The sequence below is a fragment of the Photobacterium aquimaris genome (assembly GCF_002954455.1).
Taxonomy (GTDB): domain Bacteria; phylum Pseudomonadota; class Gammaproteobacteria; order Enterobacterales; family Vibrionaceae; genus Photobacterium; species Photobacterium aquimaris.
This window is the reverse complement of sequence record NZ_MSCC01000001.1, coordinates 1,477,403-1,492,899: the sequence shown is the minus strand read 5'-3', so window position 1 is coordinate 1,492,899 and position 15,497 is coordinate 1,477,403. Positions and strand designations below refer to the sequence as shown.

General features: G+C 39.3%; 15 protein-coding genes and 1 riboswitch. Of the genes, 3 read left to right on the top strand and 12 right to left on the bottom strand.

Annotation, left to right across the window (positions count from 1 at the left end; translation table 11 throughout):
- Positions 1 to 17 precede the first annotated feature (17 nt).
- From BTN98_RS06655 to BTN98_RS06630, 6 genes are all read right to left on the bottom strand, one after another.
- Complete coding sequence (locus tag BTN98_RS06655) at positions 18 to 458, bottom strand: VOC family protein (protein ID WP_060997478.1); 441 nt, start codon at positions 456 to 458, stop codon at positions 18 to 20.
- A gap of 100 nt (positions 459 to 558) precedes the next feature.
- Positions 559 to 2,142, bottom strand: coding sequence for a Na+/H+ antiporter NhaC family protein (locus tag BTN98_RS06650; protein ID WP_060997479.1), 1,584 nt, complete (start codon positions 2,140 to 2,142; stop codon positions 559 to 561).
- Between the two features lie 83 nt (positions 2,143 to 2,225).
- Positions 2,226 to 2,400: riboswitch (Lysine riboswitch) on the bottom strand.
- A gap of 131 nt (positions 2,401 to 2,531) precedes the next feature.
- Positions 2,532 to 4,730, bottom strand: a complete 2,199-nt coding sequence (gene ccoP, locus BTN98_RS06645) for a cytochrome-c oxidase, cbb3-type subunit III (RefSeq protein ID WP_060997480.1) — start codon at positions 4,728 to 4,730, stop codon at positions 2,532 to 2,534.
- Positions 4,727 to 5,335 (bottom strand): cytochrome-c oxidase, cbb3-type subunit II, encoded by a 609-nt coding sequence (gene ccoO / locus BTN98_RS06640; RefSeq protein ID WP_060997584.1) that lies wholly within the window; start codon positions 5,333 to 5,335, stop codon positions 4,727 to 4,729. Before ccoO ends, ccoP begins: the two co-directional genes overlap by 4 nt.
- Positions 5,325 to 6,746, bottom strand: coding sequence for a cytochrome-c oxidase, cbb3-type subunit I (ccoN, locus tag BTN98_RS06635; RefSeq protein WP_060997481.1), 1,422 nt, complete (start codon positions 6,744 to 6,746; stop codon positions 5,325 to 5,327). The genes ccoO and ccoN overlap by 11 nt, the downstream gene beginning before the upstream one ends.
- Before the next feature lie 87 nt (positions 6,747 to 6,833).
- A complete protein-coding gene (locus BTN98_RS06630; protein ID WP_065190212.1) occupies positions 6,834 to 7,184 on the bottom strand; it encodes a c-type cytochrome in 351 nt (116 codons plus the stop codon).
- Positions 7,185 to 7,498: 314 nt separating this feature from the next.
- Between BTN98_RS06630 and BTN98_RS06625 the strand changes: the two genes are divergently transcribed.
- Positions 7,499 to 8,701, top strand: coding sequence for a 3-phenylpropionate MFS transporter (locus BTN98_RS06625; RefSeq protein WP_060997482.1), 1,203 nt, complete (start codon positions 7,499 to 7,501; stop codon positions 8,699 to 8,701).
- Between the two features lie 252 nt (positions 8,702 to 8,953).
- Positions 8,954 to 9,190, top strand: coding sequence for a hypothetical protein (locus BTN98_RS06620; protein WP_060997483.1), 237 nt, complete (start codon positions 8,954 to 8,956; stop codon positions 9,188 to 9,190).
- A gap of 85 nt (positions 9,191 to 9,275) precedes the next feature.
- Here the strand turns inward: BTN98_RS06620 and artM are convergent, their stop codons facing one another.
- The 5 genes from artM to punC all read right to left on the bottom strand — a co-directional run bounded on the left by artM (position 9,276) and on the right by punC (position 13,807).
- Positions 9,276 to 9,947, bottom strand: coding sequence for an arginine ABC transporter permease ArtM (gene artM, locus BTN98_RS06615; RefSeq protein ID WP_060997484.1), 672 nt, complete (start codon positions 9,945 to 9,947; stop codon positions 9,276 to 9,278).
- Positions 9,944 to 10,648 carry an arginine ABC transporter permease ArtQ gene (gene artQ, locus BTN98_RS06610; RefSeq protein ID WP_060997485.1) on the bottom strand — a complete coding sequence of 235 codons (705 nt, stop codon included), beginning with the start codon at positions 10,646 to 10,648 and terminating at the stop codon, positions 9,944 to 9,946. The genes artM and artQ overlap by 4 nt, the downstream gene beginning before the upstream one ends.
- Before the next feature lie 3 nt (positions 10,649 to 10,651).
- Positions 10,652 to 11,386 (bottom strand): lysine/arginine/ornithine ABC transporter substrate-binding protein, encoded by a 735-nt coding sequence (locus BTN98_RS06605; RefSeq protein WP_060997486.1) that lies wholly within the window; start codon positions 11,384 to 11,386, stop codon positions 10,652 to 10,654.
- Between the two features lie 61 nt (positions 11,387 to 11,447).
- A complete protein-coding gene (gene artP, locus BTN98_RS06600; protein WP_060997487.1) occupies positions 11,448 to 12,176 on the bottom strand; it encodes an arginine ABC transporter ATP-binding protein ArtP in 729 nt (242 codons plus the stop codon).
- A gap of 425 nt (positions 12,177 to 12,601) precedes the next feature.
- Complete coding sequence (gene punC, locus BTN98_RS06595; protein ID WP_060997488.1) at positions 12,602 to 13,807, bottom strand: purine nucleoside transporter PunC; 1,206 nt, start codon at positions 13,805 to 13,807, stop codon at positions 12,602 to 12,604.
- A gap of 104 nt (positions 13,808 to 13,911) precedes the next feature.
- On the opposite strand from punC, the gene punR reads away from it, so the two are divergent.
- Positions 13,912 to 14,814, top strand: coding sequence for a DNA-binding transcriptional activator PunR (gene punR / locus BTN98_RS06590; RefSeq protein WP_060997489.1), 903 nt, complete (start codon positions 13,912 to 13,914; stop codon positions 14,812 to 14,814).
- Positions 14,815 to 14,883: 69 nt separating this feature from the next.
- On the opposite strand, the gene BTN98_RS06585 is transcribed toward punR, so the two are convergent.
- Complete coding sequence (locus BTN98_RS06585) at positions 14,884 to 15,492, bottom strand: CDP-alcohol phosphatidyltransferase family protein (protein WP_060997586.1); 609 nt, start codon at positions 15,490 to 15,492, stop codon at positions 14,884 to 14,886.
- Between the last annotated feature and the right edge of the window lie 5 nt (positions 15,493 to 15,497).

The following is a 15,497-nucleotide window of genomic DNA, read 5'->3' as shown; positions in this document are numbered from 1 at the left end:
CGCACAATTGTCTAAATTTACCATTCGCCAACATTAGGCTGTGAAATCCACGGTTCAGCAGGGGATAATGGCTCACCCTTTTGCAGTAATTCAATTGAAATACCATCCGGTGAACGAACAAATGCCATGTGACCATCGCGTGGTGGGCGATTAATCGTTACACCATTATCTTGTAGCTGTTGGCATAATCGATAAATATCATCAACACGAAATGCAAGGTGGCCAAAGTTACGCCCACCGCTATAAGTTTCAGTATCCCAATTATAGGTTAATTCTAACAGTGGCGATTGAGTCTGGGCAGCCGCTTCTGCTTGAGATGGCGCGGCTAAAAAGACCAGAGTGAAACGTCCACGTTCGCTTTCTTTTCGGTGCGTTTCAATGAGCCCTAATTGTTGGCAGTAAAAGTCTAGTGAGGCATTCAAATTACTGACACGTACCATTGTGTGTAAATATTCCATTGCTTATCTCCTGATCAAAAAAATCCCCGCTGCGTCGTGCTATAGAATAAATCAAATAAGCACAAAAACGAACGGGGATTATTCTTTATAACGGTTGCTTTTAATTCACAGCTGCGACTAATTGCTGTTTCTTATCTTGGCGAACGTGATAAACACAGCAACCAACGAACCATACTGAACTTACAGCGATACCAATCATAGTAGAGCCTGAAAGACCCATTGCTAAGTAGCCAAGGAAAGCACCAAAGGCAACGGTTACGGCATACGGTAACTGAGTCATTACGTGATCCATATGGTGACTACCAGCGCCCGTTGCTGACAAAATACTGGTACTTGAGATCGGCGAGCTGTGATCACCAAATACTGAACCTGCTAATACCGCTGATAACATAGGCATTAATAAGTTAACGTCACTCGCGATTGCCATATCACCTGCGAGAGGCAACATGATACCAAATGTACCCCAGCTGGTGCCGGTCGCAAAAGACATACCACATGATAGTAAGAACACTAATGCAGGTAGTAGCGCAACAGGCAAACCATACTTTGTTAATGATGCTAAGTATTGACCTGTTTCCATATCACTTACAACAGTACCAATTGTCCATGCAAATAACAGAATGATAATTGCAGGCATCATCGCTTGAACACCTTGAGGTGCAGCCGTTAACCATGTTTTTAGTGGTAGCTTTAGGCGTAATGCTAATACAATAGATACAGCCAGACTACATAGCGCGGCGTACACTAATGATGAACCGACATCTGTATGTTCAATTGAACCAATTAAGCTGAATGCTTGACCTTTAGCGGCTAACACATCAGCACCACTGATGATCATAAAGACAATGCTAGAAACCGTTAGGGTTAGAATTGGTAACACCATATCGATCATGGTGCCATTACCTTCACCTTCAGTGGTGATTTCTAATCCTTTTGGATGACCTTTTGCTTCATCCCAAAGTTGACCCTCACGTGCACGTTGTTCGTGTTTACGCATTGGACCAATATCAAGTTGGAAGGTAATAACCACTAATACCATCAACAAAGTAAATACAGCATAGAGATTCATTGGAATCATCTGTACAAACAATGAAATAGGGCTTGTTTCTGTAATGTCATTGGTCACTAAAATGCCACCAAGGATAGCAATAATATATGCACCCCATGATGAAATAGGCGTGATAACACACACAGGTGCCGCGGTTGAATCTAGCAAATAAGCTAGTTTTGCACGCGAAATTTGAAAACGATCGGTTACTGGACGACAAATAGGTCCTACAGACAAACTGTGGAAAAAGTCATCAATAAAAAAAGCAAATACCATCATACCTGTTAGGATATTGGCACTGCGACGATCTTTACAACGACGTACACCCCATTCAGCAAATGCTTTGGTAGCACCTGTTGCGGTCATTAAGCTAATCAAGCCTCCTAGTAATAACATAAACAATAACATGTTAACGTTACTGGTGTTGATAGCGCCATCAGCCCAAACTAAGCCAAGAATTTGATGTAAAAGATATTGTAGTGCTGCGAGTGGGTTGTAATTATTTAGAAGGATTGATCCTGCAATAATGCCCGCGCCTAAGGATAACAATACACGGCGGGTAGTAATTGCAAGAATAACTGCCAGTAGTGCGGGTACCACTGATAGTAGTGAATCAGAATATTGGATTAAATTCATGGATCTCTTAAACACCTATAATAAGGTGGAGATCTACCGAAAGGATAGAGAAACAGATTTCTTGAGAAATAATACTTCTTATCCCTTAGGGTAGCGCTCCATAGACAACATAACTATGGCAGTTCTGCACTTATTCAATACAGAACCAGCGACTATTGATGACTCAATAATCACTTCGGCGCTGACTCCTTTCTTCGATTTTCATTGGGGATCTCCCTCCAACCGAATACTTTTAGGCAGCGCGCCTCTACTCAAAGGATTAAGATTTGACTATACCTAGATATTTCTCACAAGCAATAAAAAATAACGCTTAATTGTGTAATAGGCGTAAAATGAAGCACTTCAGCTAACTGATTTTAGTTTCAATCAGTTAGCGAGAGTTTATTTCATTATTCTGGATCATTACTCATAGGTTGAGTCATATTATGGATATTCCCTGCAAATCCCGCTTTAGTAAGATCTTTACGAATTGTCGTGACTTGATTTTCCGTAACGGGAATGTCTCTACCACCTAATTTTTGACGCACAAAAGTGATTAGTTGGGCCAAATCAGCATCATTTAACACCGTATTGAAACTACTCATAGGCATAAAATCAATTTCCTGCTCTAAATAGTTCGGTGTAAGACCTCGAATGGTGACGGCAATGGTGTCATAAGGGTCTTTGTGCATAATAATACCGTTATTGAGTAACGTTGGTGCTATACCTTTACGGCCTTTACCATCGGCGCCATGGCAAGCGCCACAGGTTTGAACGTACAACCCATAAAGCCGTTGTTCTTGTTGACGTGTATCCGTTGGTGGCGTGGTTGCTAAATCACTTAAATCTGGGTTTTGAATATTTACTTGAGCTGGAATTAAATCACCAAAACCGGGTGGGTTGAGCTGGCCAACTGATTTATCAAGTACGTTATATTTATCGCCAGTAATAAGATATTCAGCAATAGCACTGACATCATCACGGGTTAAATAGCGAGTACTGTTTTTGACAACCTCAGCCATGCCACCAAATGCGGTGCCTTTTTCTGAATGGCCTGTTTTTAGAAAATCGGTAAGAGAAGCAATTGTCCAACGATCTTGATACAGCTCTGTCGCGGTAATATCCGGTGCCATCCAGCCATCAATTAAATTACCCTGAAACAGTTTATCGGCAATTAAAGCTTGGGCGATATTTCGTGGAGTATGGCATTCTGAACAGTGACCTAAGCCCATGGTTAAATATTTACCGCGACGCCAAGATGGGGTGCTATCGGCAGGGTATTCAAGTGGTTCAGTATTGAGAAAGGCGATATTCCAACCAAGTAGACCTAACCGAATATTACTAGGAAACATCATCTGATTATCACGATTACGAGTATTAACGTAACTAAGTGATTGCATGTATGCCCATAATGCTTGAGTGTCTGCATCTGTTACGTATTGATAAGAAGAATAGGGCATTGCCGGATAAAGATAGCCGTGTTTTCCCTTACCTTTATGGAGTGCATCATAGAACTCGTTATACGTGTAATCACCTATACCAAATTCAGGGTGAGACGATATATTGGTTGAATACATGGTACCAAATGGAGTCACAAAACTTAATCCGCCCCCAAATAATTCTCCTCCTTCACCAGTGTGGCAAGCGACACAGTCACCTGCGTAAGCTAAATATTGGCCTTTGGTAATTAATGCTTGATCTAATTGAGCCACTTTATCTGTTTGAATGGTGTTTTGATGGCGAATGTAAGCACCAAGCGCTTGAATCTCAGCTGCAGAAAGTTGGTTAGCAAACGCTGGCATAACGTTATTTAATCCGTTGTTAATCGTGTTAATAATACCTTCAATACTGCCATCGTGGAGCCAGATATTATCGGCTAGGTTAGGTGCGCCGATTAATTGATTTCCTTGTGCATTACTGCCATGACAGCTGGTACAATTTTTAGTAAAAACGGTTTTACCTTGTTGTAATGTAAAGGCGGGTGCCGAAATGATGCGATCTGCTTGTAAAGAAGCAATATAAGTTGCGACATGCTTAATATCTTCGGCTGATAAAATCGTTTTCCAGCCAGCCATAACGCCATTTCGGCCTTGAGTGATTGAATGATGAATATCTTTATCTGTACCACCATAAAGCCATACATCATCAGCAAGATTAGGAAAATGGGTTTGACCCTCAGCTTCACTTAGATGGCAGGCGGTACAATGGGTCTGAAACAATGCATCACCAGCACTGACTATCGTCGAATCTTGACTGAGTTTTTGGTATGAACTACCACTGAGCTTGGCTTGGCTAATTTGTTTTGTTAAGTCAGTAGGGTGAGGCTTCGTCGCTTCACTGGTTGATGTCCAATCCATAAGACCCTGCCAATTACCAAGGCCAGGGTAAAGCACGAAAAAGCCTGCTGATAAAACAAATGCGATAAAATAACAAAACAATAATAACTTAGGTACTGCAGCATCATTTTCTTTAATATTATCAAAGCTATCAACAGTTTTATTTTGATCTGCAGTAGGATTTTTTCGCCAGTAATAGACCACCACAATGATCATAAGAATCAGAAAGAGTAAGGTTAATACAATAACCCAGTTGCTCCAGAAAGTGTTCATTGCTGTACTCCCTGATCTTGTCCCAAACTTTGTAAATAGGCTATTAGTGCTTCGGCTTTGGTACTACCTTTAACTGCTAGACGCGCTTGTTGTATTTCACGGTCGTTATACGGTACACCAAGCATACGTAATGCTTTGAGTTTGGCTTCTGTATCTTCGCCATTCAGTACTTGCTCAAATAACCATGGATAAGCTGGCATAATGGAAGTAGGTACAACATGGCGAGGGTTATTAAGGTGGATTGCATGCCACTCATCAGAATATTTACGCCCAAGGTTTGTGAGATCGGGGCCTGTACGTTTAGAACCCCATAAGTTTGGAAACTCATAAATATCATCACTTTCACGACTATAGCGGCCATAGCGTTTTACTTCGGCATCTAAAGGCCGCACCATCATGGTATGGCAAGTGTGGCAACCCTCACTAATATAGATATCGCGCCCCTCAACTTCGAGTGCAGTGAGCGGTTTGGCACTTGATTCTGCAATTAACTTATTTTGATAAAAAAAAGCGGGCAGTACCCAAACCAGAAAAGAAAAACTGGCCACAATTACGGTAGAAATGATTAAAATAAATACCGATTGTGTGAAATCTTTATTTAGCATGATCATTGACCTCTTCGGTTGAGGACGCCGTTGCTAAAGGTTGTTTAAGCGTGCGATAAAGGTTATATATCATTAATAATAAACCCAGCACAAAACTAACACCGCCAATGAAGCGGGCGAGCATCCACGGTGAAGAAAAATTCATCGCATCGACAAAACTGTAGGTTAAACTGCCATTAGGCTGTTGTTGTAACCACATATAGCCTTGACCAATTCCCGCAATCCACAGCGCAACTGCATAAATGAGTATGCCTATATGTGCCAACCAAAAATGCCATTTAACTAAGCGATTTGACCATAATTGCTGGTGGCCCCATAGCCGTGGAATAAAGTAATAAAACACTGCAATAGCTGACATGCCAACCCAACCGAGAGCAGCTGAATGTACATGACCAATGATCCAATCAGTGTTGTGAGCAATCATGTTAAACCATCGAATCGCCAGTAATGGGCCTTCAAACGTTGCTAAAGCGTAGTAAGCGATAGCCGAGAAAAAGAACCACATAATGTAATCATGTTTAAGTTTGGGTTTATTGTTGAGCAAAGTCATGATGCTATTAAATGCGCCACCCCATGATGGTAACCATAAAATCAGTGACATAACGATTCCAAGGTTTTGTAACCAATCAGGCACTGATGAATAGATAAGATGATGTGTTCCTGCCCAGGTATAAAAACCGACTAAGCCCCAAAAATGAATTACAGATAAGCGGTAAGAATAAATAGGGCGTTCCGATATTTTGGGAATGAAGTAGTAGTTCATGCCAATAATACCGGCAGTAAGGAGAAAGCCGACGGCATTATGTCCCCACCACCATTGGACAATGGCATCTTCTGCACCTGAGTAAATGGAGTATGATTTCCAAAAACTAACCGGTAATTCAAGATTATTGACAATAAAAATCATCGCAATCACGATAATAAAAGCACCGTAAAACCAGTTAGCAACAAAAATATGGGACACGGTTCTTTTTGCGATAGTTCCAAAAAATAAAATGGCATATAGAACCCAAATAACCGCAATTAAAATATCAATTGGCCATTCAAGTTCGGCATATTCTTTTGAGGTTGTAAAACCCAGTGGAAGAGTGATCACTGCCAGAATTAAGACTAACTGCCAGCCATAGTAAACAAACCAAGATAAGCTGCGATTAAATAGGGGAACTTTACAGGTACGTTGAACAATATAAAGCGAAGTACCCATAAGAATATTGACGACAAAGCCAAAAATAACCCCATTAGTGTGTAATGGACGTAAGCGACCAAATTGAAAGTACTCTGAGTTTAAATTGAGTGCGGGCCAATAAAGCTGTCCGGCCAGTATGACACCAATCGTCATGGCGATCAGTCCCCAAATAACACTGGTAACCATGAAGTATTTAACAACTTTATAATTGTATTGAATATCCATTCCAAAAACCTTTGACTGTGTTATTGGTCAAAAAATGATAACGAGTCATTAATCACAGATATTTATCTCAGTGAGAAAGCTGATAATTTAGTCATCATTTTTTAAAGGTGTCGATGTTACTTGATTAAAATAAAATGCAATATCCTGCATGTCTTTTTCGCTTAGAGCATCAGCTTGAGCATGCATGAGAATAGCAAGACCACCATTACGTTGACGTAATTTATAGGCTTTAAGTGCTGCAATAAAATAGGCCTGCTTTTGCCCTTGTAAATTTGGGTAGGTATCGATTGTAGAAATGCCGTCAGTGCCATGACATGTCATACAAATAACGGATTTCTCTTTTCCTTGTGAAAATTGGGTTTCAGTCGCCACTGTTGCCATTGAAAAAAGTAATGCATAGAGTGGAAGTAGTAGTCTAACTAAAATTTTTATTGTCATTGTTATACTCTGCTTGATCATTATGGTTACTGTAGTAATGGTAATGTGTCTAAAAACACTATTTAAAGATAGAATATCCGTTGGTTTTTTTGAAATATAAGATTGATAAAACATGACACATGTAATTTTACTTGTTAATGTCAGGGCTGTATTTGAATGTTTTTTAATGAAAAATGAAACGTAGTCGCAATTAAAAGTTTTTTTTATTTTTAATTGTGAATATAAAAGAGTAAAAACGAACACGTGTAAATAATAATGATTTTCGTTATTGTTAAGTAAGTTACTTAGTGTTCTTAATATGAGTTGCTTGTTTTATGTTTCAATGTCGACCTGCGATATGGATGTCCATTTACCAGTTTACGTTTTTCTTTGCTTATGGAGTGTATTTACCTTTTAGAGGCTTATGGTTAGAAAAGTTAGGAATAACAGATGCCGATATTGGGATGTTGGTTGGGTTAGGGTTAGCTTCTCGTTGTATTATCAATTTTACTCTCACACCACTTTGCCATAAGGTTGAATATTTAATTCCAGCACTGCGCTTGTCAATGTTTCTTGGCGTTCTAGGATTTATTTCTTTTATTTATATTGGAGAGTTAAAAGCCAGTTTTTGGGTCTTGGCTATTTTAATTATTATGTTTAATTTAGCGATTGGACCTGCGGTTGCTATATCGGATGCAATATCAAACCATTATGCAGCTGATAAGCAATTAGATTATGGCTATACCCGTTTATGGGGAGCCGTTGCTTTAACTGTTGCTTCTGCTTCAATGGGATTAATAACTAAACACTGGGGTATTACTGCTGTACCTATTTTAGGTGCGTTGGGGTTATTTATTACTTTTTTAGGCACAATGATTAAGCCTACGGTGCCGATGAAATGTAATCATAAAAAAACAGATAAGATTAATATTATTAAAGTGTTATGCGATAAAAAAATATTAATCTTTATTTTAGTCGCTTCATTACTTGAAGGTAGCCATGGTGGTTATTATTTCTTTAGTGCTATTTATTGGAAGGATGCAGGATACAGCACTGAAGTGATCGGTTATTTATGGAGTTTATCTACAATTTCGGTCATAGTTTTCTATTTCATTAGCCGTAAAGCATTTTCTAATTGGCAGGTTAAATCATTATTTAAATTAGCTGCTGTTACTGTTGTTATTCGTTGGGCATTAATGGCGTATTCAACGGAATTACCAGTGCTAATTGTTTGTCAGATTCTACATGGTATTACTTTTTCCGGCACAATTTTATCATCAGTACGCTATGTTGAAGAAAACAAAAAGCATAACTATATGGGGTTACAAGCACTTTACCATGCTATTCCTGCAGGGTTTGCGTTAGCATTAGTATCAGCTGCTTGTGGTTGGATCTATCATCATAGTGATATTAATGTGTTTTGGTTTATGGCTGCGATGGGCATACCGTGTTTATTCTTGAGTGTCATTAGTGATGGCGATGATGATAAAGATAAACAGAGAACCTATGGTCAAACAGTGCGGTTTAGCCCAGAATAAAAAATTTAATATAATCATTAGCAACTATATGTTGTTTCAACAGTAGCTGATAAATAGATATTTAATTATAGCCTTCTTATATTCACTTTTCTCACTGAAGGGTATAAGGGGCTTTTGAGGTAATATTTATGGGAAATAGTTATAAAATGAAGGCTTTATTATAACGAGTTAGCAAATATTCAATTATTAGATAGTATTTGCAATCATAATCTAATATTTTAAGGGCAGTTATAAATAATAAGGATGTTCACTATGAATTTCTTCTTTCGCGCCAAGAAAGCTGAAAAAGGAACAACAGCATCACAGGCAAAGCAACGACTTGTTAGTGAGATCTCTCGCCATAGAAGTACGCGTCATTTACAATTAATGAAAGATGAGCTTGCATCGCTATTATCACAATTTACGCATATTAAAGAAAATAGAATTGATTTAGTAAAAAATACCAAATCACAAATGGTGTTAAAAATTAATGCTAAATTAAGCCATTAATTATGTCGTGTTTTACAGTGCCAAGCGATTAAAAAGCCGACATAATGTCGGCTTTTTAATAGGTTAAAATAGCAAAATAGTGGTGTTAGCGTGCCGCTTCAAAGGCTAAAGCTTTTTTCTCAAATACGCGGAAAATTAAAGTAAGTACGCCATTAACAGCGAGGTAAAATGCACCGGCAACCGCAAAAACAGTCAACGTGTCATAAGTTTGCGCATTAATTCTTTGGGCATAACCCATAATATCCATAATGGTGATAGTACTTGCGAGTGATGTGCCTTTAAATACTAAAATAACTTCATTTGAATAGGCTGGAACGGCGCGACGAATAGCAAAAGGTAATAATACACCGAGAGTTGCTTTGGTATTCATGCCTAATGCTCGACAAGCATGCCATTGACCTTTGGGTATGGCATCAAAAGCACCTTTAAATAACTGTGTGCTATAAGCTGCTGTATTTAAAGCTAATGCGAGCATGGCACAAAACCATGGTTGACTTAACCAATCCCATAAGAAACTTTGGCGAATAACCTCAAATTGCCCAGGCCCATAATAGACTAAGAAGATTTGCACTAATAAAGGTGTACCTGTGAACAGAGTAATAATACTGCGACTGATCCAATGAATAATGGGCGTACGTAATATTAAGCTTGCTGTCATTAGTAAGGCTAAGCTACAGCCAACCAATAAAGAGGCGGCAGTTAATTCAAGGCTAGTAATTAACCCTTGCACCATAAGCCAAAAGTTTTGTTCATTCATGCGGTTGCTCCTTGGCTTTTATTTTTGATTACATTAGAGCCATCTTGCTCGCTGAATTTGTTTTCGATTATTTTAATGACGCGTTGAGTAATTAAAGTAATGATTAAATACACCGCAGCAGCGGTGGCATACCATGTGAAACTTTCATGTGTTGCTGCTGATGCTAACTGGGCCTGTTTGAGTAAATCTGTTACACCAATTAACGAAACTAACGCAGTATCTTTTAATAATACTAACCATTGATTGGTTAACCCAGGTAAAGCGTGACGTACAGCTTGCGGTAAAATAATACTGAAAAAAGTACGCTGTTTACTGATGCCTAGTGCATTTGCGGCTTCTTGCTGACCTTTAGGGACGGCTTTTAATGCTCCCCGTATTGTTTGGGCAGCATATGATGCAAAAATAAGAGATAACGCAATCACACCCGATAAAAACGGGCTAATTTCAATAAATTCGCCAGTAATGTAAAAAATAATTTGGCCTGAACCAAAAAAGATAAAAAGTACTACTAATAGTTCAGGCAGACCACGGAGGATAGTCACGATAAATGTTGTTGGCCAAGAAATAACACGATAACGTGACATTTCGCCGCCTGCAAATAACATCGCTAAAATTAACCCTACCGCTAAACTGACAAAAGCGAGCTGGATTGTCATCCAGCTGGCTTCTAGCAGGGATTGTGAATATCCCGTTAATATCATAACTTACTTACCAAAATACTGTTCAAAGATTGCTTGGTATTGACCATTTGCTTTAATGGCTGCCAATGCTTTATTTAATTGCTCAACTAATGCTTTATTGTCTTTATTAACGGCGATACCAAAGCCATTTCCAAAATATTTTGCATTAGTAACAGGTTTACCGACATAAGACAGTTTGTCGCCATTGCCTTTTTTGAACCATTCTGCGACAACTGCTGTATCACCAAACACAGCATCAATACGACCATTTTGCATATCGATAAATGCATCTTGATAACTGGTATATGGTACAGCTGTTACTGCTGGCATTTGATCGGTGATATAGCTTTGGTGAGTGGAACCATTTTGAACTCCAACACGCTTGCCTTTAAGTGCTGCTTGATCAGCAACATGATCTTTTAATGATACAAACGCAGCGGCATTGTCATAATAGGTATTACTAAAACTGACTTGTTGTTGACGGGCCGCTGTAATATCCATCGCTGAAATTGCAGCATCATAACGTTTGAATTTAAGTGCCGGAATTAAGCTATCAAATGCTTGATTATGGAATGTACAGTTGGCTTTCATTTCAGAACATAACGCTTTTGCAATATCAATATCAAAGCCTTGAATTTGATTGTTAGCATCCATGTATTCAAACGGTGCGTAAGTAGCCTCAGTGGCAAATTTAATATCCTGTGCAATTGCGTGATTTGATGCTAGACCAATCATTGCGGCTAATAGAATTTTCTTCATCGCTATACTCCATGCGGTTTATTACGTAGTTCTATCTACGCGGCTTTAAAAAGGATACCTATTAGTGGTTAAGGTATTCTGCAAATTGGGGGGTTTTGGGGGTAGTAAAAGAAGCATGGCTACCATGTTCAACAATACGGCCGTTTTCCATGTATAAAATATGACTTGCAATTTTTTTGGCAAAATCGACTTCATGGGTAACAACGACTTGTGTTATTCCAGTACCACTGAGATCTTTGATGATCGTAACGATTTGGCTGGTGATCTCAGGATCAAGTGCTGCCGTTGGTTCATCAAATAACAATACGTCGGGTTTCATCATCAATGCGCGAGCAATCGCAACCCGTTGTTGTTGCCCACCTGAAAGTTGTAGTGGCCATGCTTCTGCTTTATCTGCGAGCTGTAATTGCGTCAGAATATCGAGTGCTTGTTGTTTGGCGACTGTTTTAGCAACGCCTAATACTTTGATTGGTGCTTCAATAAGATTCTCAATGACGGTTTTATGCGGCCAAAGATTATATTGTTGAAATACCATGCCGACTTTACGTCTTAACGCTAAGCCTTTTTGTTCAGCAATAGGTTTAGAAAAATCAAACATATTGTCAGCAATCGTTAGTTCACCGTCAGTGGCATTTTCAAGCAGGTTTAATACGCGTAGGAGCGAGCTTTTACCTGCGCCACTTGGGCCTAATAAAACAAGGGTGTCGCCAGTACTGCAAGTAAAGCTGACATCATGCAGTACTTGGTTGTGGCCATAAAATTTATTGATATTACTTGCTTGAATACTCATGCTCTAATACTGCATTAATCATCACTTAATTTATATACTACTCACCACGATATCTTATGCAAGAGAAATGTATAAAAAAAGAAATATGTTGCAAATTTGTTTATTTTATAGTGCTTTGGCAAGTTATTCTACTGGATATTAGTCTTGTTAATAACAAACATTAAACATAAAGGTGAGGTGGATACTAGAAGGAATAAAACGCGTTAAAATCACATATATTGTGATTTTTATAAAATGATTATTTAGTCATTCATTAGTGATTGGTTGTGTAAGCGGATTAATAGTTGGATGCGGGTGTTGTTGTTTAGGCAAAAAAGATAATTTATTGAATAGTGGATATATATTAAACAGGAGATCTTTGAGAATGGTTGAGCAAAAAAAAGCAGCCATAGAGGCTGCTCCTGAAATGATTAAGGTGTAGGTAATTAAGCGGTTGCGGTTACAGATTGCTGGTGGCGTGATTGTGCAACCAAAATGAAACCGAAAATCGCAATGAAACCTGTGATAAACATAGCTACTGTTACCGTGAATAAACCGTAGCCTGCAAAAGCTGAAACCAAACCACTGGCAGCGAAACATACCATCGTTTGCATAAAGTTCAATAGACCAGCAGCAGTCGCACTACAATTTCTAAAGTCAGATAATGCAGCGCTAATAACTAATGGGTAAATAGCACCATTAGCTACAGCAAGGAAGCAGAATGGAATCAGAATTGGCCAGATAGTCGTTACAGTTATTGAAATAGAGATAACAAACATGATTAACACGCTGCTAAAGAACAATGCCAAAATCCACGGTAATAGTTTCTTGCTTTCGAAATGATTTAATAATGAACGACAACCATAACCACCGATAATAAAGGCAACAGTTTGTGGTGCATAGCTCAAGCCAATATCAGTGCCTGAATAGCCCATTGCTGACATTACAAACGGTGAACCGGTTAGGTAGGCAAAGAAAGCTGCTGAACATGCTGCGAAGATAAGCATGTTGCCCCAGAATTTTTTTGAACTCAGGATTTGAGCGTAATCTTTACGCAACTTAGTCGTCAATTTTTCTTGCTGCTGGCTAAGGTTGGCACTTTCAGACTCTTTTAACGTCATGATAGCCAATACTGCGCCAAAGCCAACTAATGCAATAAAGATGCTACGCCAGCCTAATTGATGCTCAAGCATTGCGCCAAGTAAAGGGGCTAAAGCGGGAGAAAGAGCAACTAACGGCATGATGGTGGCAAAAACACGCTCAGAAACTTTGCCGTCGTAGCGGTCAACAACAACTGCTTGCCAGATAACTGTTGCACTACATGCACCTAGTGCTTGTACAAAACGTGCCGCAAGGAATACTTCAATATTAGGAGCAAATGAACAGGCAATAGAAGCAAGGCTGAACAGCACCATGCCGCCAACAAGTACTTTAATACGTCCAACGCGATCAGAGAGAGGACCATAAATAACTTGGCCTAATGCCATACCAAGCAAAAATACGCTGAGTGATAGGCCGATAAGAGATTGGGTTGTTGCAAAGTCGGCGCGGATCGTCTCAAACGAAGGTAAATACATGTCAGTGGCTAAGAAACCTAGCATACTTAGACATGCAAACCAAAACAGGGTTATTTTAGATGGTTGATTTTTCATTTTATACTTTTCGTCAATATTACAATTGCCGCTAGTGTAATACTGGTTTTAATGGCTGTGAAACGCTAAAATTTAAACCATGCTTTCAAAAAATTTGATGTGATATGTTTTCCTATAATGATCTACAGGTTATTGACGTTGTTGCCCGTCGTGGCAGCTTTTCAGGAGCAGCAGAAGAACTACATAAAGTACCCAGCGCTATTAGTTATACCGTAAGATTGATAGAAGAGCGTTTAGCTGTCGAATTATTTGTTCGATTACATCGGCAGGTTAAACTAACACCTGCTGGGGAATATTTTGTCGAAGAATCCCGCAAAATAATTAAACAAATGCAGTTAATGAAATACCAAACTCAGCGAGTTGCAAATGGCTGGTCGCAAAATGTATCAGTTGCTTTAGATACAGTGGTGCGTCAAAGTCGCGTTAATATGTTGGTTCGTGATTTTTATGAACACTTTCCTGATGTTGAATTGCACCTTACGATGGAAGTGTTTAATGGAGTATGGGATGCATTGGCTGATGGCCGAGCAGACATTGCGATAGGTGCTACAGCAGCTGTGCCAGTGGGGGGCAGCTTTGATTATCGTGATATGGGAACATTAACTTGGAAATTCGTGATTGATCCTCAACATCCGTTAGCAAGTTGCGATCATCCATTAGAAGCGTATGAGTTGGCGCAATATCCCGCGGTTTGTTTAGAAGACACCTCACGAACATTGCCAAAACGGATCACTTGGTTGATGGATAATCAACGCCGTATTCTGGTTCCAAATTGGCACAGTGCGATGCAGTGTTTAAAGGCAGGGTTAGGTGTGAGTGTAGTACCCAGTCATATGGCTGTCCCATTAATTGAAACGGGAGAGTTAATTGAAAAAGAACTCGCTATCAAACCATCAGTTAGCCCATGTTGTTTAGCATGGAATACTGAAACTATGAATCCTGCGGTAACTTGGCTGCTAGATTATTTAGGCGATAGCGAGCAATTACACCGTCAATGGGTACGTTGATGAATCGCACAATAAGCGGAGTGTGAGGCGGCTGGATATAAGTGTTTATTTATATCCAGCGCTGCGGCACTAATTTTTTAAGGTGTGATAACCTGCCCAAATACGGGTGGAAGTGGTTATCCAACATAAAGAACCAAAAATCCATGCGATAGTGGCAAAGTGTTGTGGGAATAAACAAAATAGCACGAAGCAGGCGATGGTTTCAGTGCCTTCTGTTAGGCCACCAATGTAGTATAACGACTTTTGTTTATATACAGGGCTTTCTATATTACGTTTACTCGCCATGATAGCAAATGCAAGAAAACTTGAGCCGGTACCAATAAAAGAGAAGATTAAGAACGCACCTGCTATCGCATTTTGACTAGGGTCGGCCAGTACAAATCCAAATGGAATTAATGAATAAAATAAAAAATCCAGAGTTATATCAAGAAACCCACCGCAATCAGTGATCCCCTGCCGACGAGCAACCGCACCATCTAAGCCATCAAATAATCGATTAATAACAATAAAAAATAGAGCTAATCCATAATATTCAAATGCAAGAGCTGGTAGGGCAAAGAGGCCAATTGCAAACCCACTAAGAGTAATTTGGTTGGCACTAATACCATAGTTTTCAGGTAATGCCGCCAGCTTTGCTAAAGGTTGGCGTATAAGAGTAATGCTGTAACGGTCAAGCATGGTAT

Coding starts and splice junctions, on each gene's coding strand:
- BTN98_RS06655 (WP_060997478.1), bottom strand. CDS start 458: ATGGAATATTTACACACAATGGTACGTGTCAGTAATTTGAATGCCTCA.
- BTN98_RS06650 (WP_060997479.1), bottom strand. CDS start 2,142: ATGAATTTAATCCAATATTCTGATTCACTACTATCAGTGGTACCCGCA.
- ccoP (WP_060997480.1), bottom strand. CDS start 4,730: ATGAACACTTTCTGGAGCAACTGGGTTATTGTATTAACCTTACTCTTT.
- ccoO (WP_060997584.1), bottom strand. CDS start 5,335: ATGCTAAATAAAGATTTCACACAATCGGTATTTATTTTAATCATTTCT.
- ccoN (WP_060997481.1), bottom strand. CDS start 6,746: ATGGATATTCAATACAATTATAAAGTTGTTAAATACTTCATGGTTACC.
- BTN98_RS06630 (WP_065190212.1), bottom strand. CDS start 7,184: ATGACAATAAAAATTTTAGTTAGACTACTACTTCCACTCTATGCATTA.
- BTN98_RS06625 (WP_060997482.1), top strand. CDS start 7,499: ATGTTTCAATGTCGACCTGCGATATGGATGTCCATTTACCAGTTTACG.
- BTN98_RS06620 (WP_060997483.1), top strand. CDS start 8,954: ATGAATTTCTTCTTTCGCGCCAAGAAAGCTGAAAAAGGAACAACAGCA.
- artM (WP_060997484.1), bottom strand. CDS start 9,947: ATGAATGAACAAAACTTTTGGCTTATGGTGCAAGGGTTAATTACTAGC.
- artQ (WP_060997485.1), bottom strand. CDS start 10,648: ATGATATTAACGGGATATTCACAATCCCTGCTAGAAGCCAGCTGGATG.
- BTN98_RS06605 (WP_060997486.1), bottom strand. CDS start 11,386: ATGAAGAAAATTCTATTAGCCGCAATGATTGGTCTAGCATCAAATCAC.
- artP (WP_060997487.1), bottom strand. CDS start 12,176: ATGAGTATTCAAGCAAGTAATATCAATAAATTTTATGGCCACAACCAA.
- punC (WP_060997488.1), bottom strand. CDS start 13,807: ATGAAAAATCAACCATCTAAAATAACCCTGTTTTGGTTTGCATGTCTA.
- punR (WP_060997489.1), top strand. CDS start 13,912: ATGTTTTCCTATAATGATCTACAGGTTATTGACGTTGTTGCCCGTCGT.
- BTN98_RS06585 (WP_060997586.1), bottom strand. CDS start 15,492: ATGCTTGACCGTTACAGCATTACTCTTATACGCCAACCTTTAGCAAAG.